4 protein-coding genes are annotated in these 1938 nt (G+C 75.7%); all 4 read left to right on the plus strand.

The features are described 5' to 3' along the window. Positions 1-284 (plus strand): flagellar hook-basal body complex protein FliE (locus HW578_RS26010; protein WP_198373607.1); only part of this gene is annotated, 284 nt, incomplete at its 5' end. A 41-nt stretch (positions 285-325) separates the two neighbouring features. Next, positions 326-595 (plus strand): flagellar biosynthetic protein FliQ, encoded by a 270-nt coding sequence (locus HW578_RS26015; protein WP_198373608.1) that lies wholly within the window; start codon positions 326-328, stop codon positions 593-595. Between the two features lie 4 nt (positions 596-599). Beyond that, positions 600-1376, plus strand: coding sequence for a flagellar biosynthetic protein FliR (locus tag HW578_RS26020; protein WP_198373609.1), 777 nt, complete (start codon positions 600-602; stop codon positions 1374-1376). Between the two features lie 3 nt (positions 1377-1379). Beyond that, positions 1380-1938: EscU/YscU/HrcU family type III secretion system export apparatus switch protein (locus HW578_RS26025; RefSeq protein WP_198373610.1), on the plus strand; the 559-nt coding region annotated here is incomplete at its 3' end.

Below are 1938 nucleotides of genomic sequence, written 5' to 3' on the forward strand. Positions count from 1 at the left end.
CCGGTGCCGCGGCCGCCTATCGCGCCGCGGATGCGCTGCCCGGCGCGGCGCAGGCCGGCCAGGGCGGTGCCGGCTTCGGCGCCGCGCTGACCCGTGCGATGGAACAGGCGGTCGAGGTCGGGCGCGAGGCCGACGCCGCCTCCACCCGCGCGCTGACCGGGCAGGGCAGCGTCACCGATGTCGTGCTCGCCGTGGGGCGGGCCGAACTCACCTTGCAGACCGCCGTGGCGGTGCGCGACCGCGTGGTCGCCGCCTACCAGGACGTGATGCGCATGCCGATCTAGGCGCGCGCCATGCCCGCCCCGCGCCGGAAAAAGGTCCGGCCGTGAACGAGGTCGCGCTCGCGAGCCGCGAGGCGCTGTGGGTCACGCTGCAGATCGGCGGGCCGCTGCTGGTGCTGATGCTGATCGCCGGCCTGGTGATCGCGGTGCTGCAGGCCCTCACGCAGGTGAACGAGGCGACGCTCGGCTTCCTGCCCAAGGTGGCGGTGCTGGCGGCGGCCCTCGTGCTGCTCGGCCCCTTCATGGCGGGCGTGCTGCGCGGCTATGCGGGCAGCCTGTTCCAGGCGGTGGTCGAGGTTGGGCTGAAGGGCTGAGCGGGTGGAGGAGGCCGCCATCCTCGCCGCGCTGCCGGCCCTGGCCTTCCAGGCGGTGCTGGCCTTCGCGCGGCTGGGGGCGGCGGTGATGGTCCTGCCGGGGCTCGGCGAGGAGGAGGTGCCGGCGAGCATCCGGCTCGGCCTCGGCCTCGCGCTGGTGCTGGTGCTGCTGCCGGCGGTCGCGCCGGGATTGCCCGAGGCGCCGGACAGCGCGGCGGAGGCGGTGCGGATCATCCTGCTCGAGGTTCTGGTCGGGCTGTGGCTCGGCGGGCTGGCGCGGCTGATCGTGATGGCGATGGCGGTGGCGGGGCAGATGGTCGCGCTGCTGCTGGGCCTCGCGCAGGCGATGGTGCCGGACCCGGCTTTGGGGGGGCTCGGCACGGCGCCGGGGCGGCTGCTGTCGCTGGCCGCGGTGGTGCTGGTGCTCTCCAGCGGGCTCTATGCGATTCCGCTGCGCGCGCTGGCGGAATCCTACGCATTGCTGCCGCCGGGCGATCCCTTTCCGGCCGGCGCGGGGGCGGAGGCCTTCGCGGCGGCGGCGGCGGAGAGCCTCGCCTTGTCGCTGCGCCTCGCCGCGCCCTTCGTGGTGGCGGCGATCGTCATCAATGTCGCGCTGGGGCTGCTCGCGCGCATCGCGCCGCAGGTGCAGGTGTATTTCGTGGCGATCCCGGGGCAGGTGCTGCTGGGTTTGGCGCTGCTGGCGGCAGTGATGCCCGCGCTGCTCGGCACCTTCGGGGAAGCGGCGCGCGCGGCCTTCCTGGCCCTGCCCGGGCTGCGCTGAGCCATGGCCGAGGGCGGTGGGCAATCCGGCGAGGCGGAAGACCGCACGGAAGCCGCGACGCCACGGCGCATCGAGAAGGCGCGCGAGGAAGGGCAGGTCGCCGTCTCGCGCGAGCTGGCCGGATTCGGCGCGCTGGGCGGCGGCGTGCTCGGGCTGATGATCGCGCTGCCGCCGGCGGGGACCGAGATGCTGCGCGGCCTGCGCGCCGTGCTGGAACGCGCGCACGAGATCCCGCCCATGGTGGCCGCGGTCGAACTGGGCCGGCTCGGGATGCTGGCCGCGCTGCCGGCGGTGGTGCTGGCGGGTGCGGGGGCGCTGGGCGCGACCATGTTGCAGACGCGGGGGCTGGTCTCGGCCAAGGGGCTGGCGCCGCAGGCCGCGCGCATCAATCCCTTCGCGGCGCTGAAGCGCATCCTGGGGCCCGAGGGCGCGATCGAGTTCCTGCGCACGCTGCTGAAGCTCGCGCTGGTGGGGGCCGCGTTGTGGTGGGCGCTGGGCGACCCGGCGGCGCTCGCCGGCCTGCTGCACCTGCCGCCGGCGGCGCTGCTGGCGGCGGGTGGGC

This window comes from Roseomonas rosulenta (assembly GCF_016106005.1).
GTDB lineage: Bacteria > Pseudomonadota > Alphaproteobacteria > Acetobacterales > Acetobacteraceae > Neoroseomonas > Neoroseomonas rosulenta.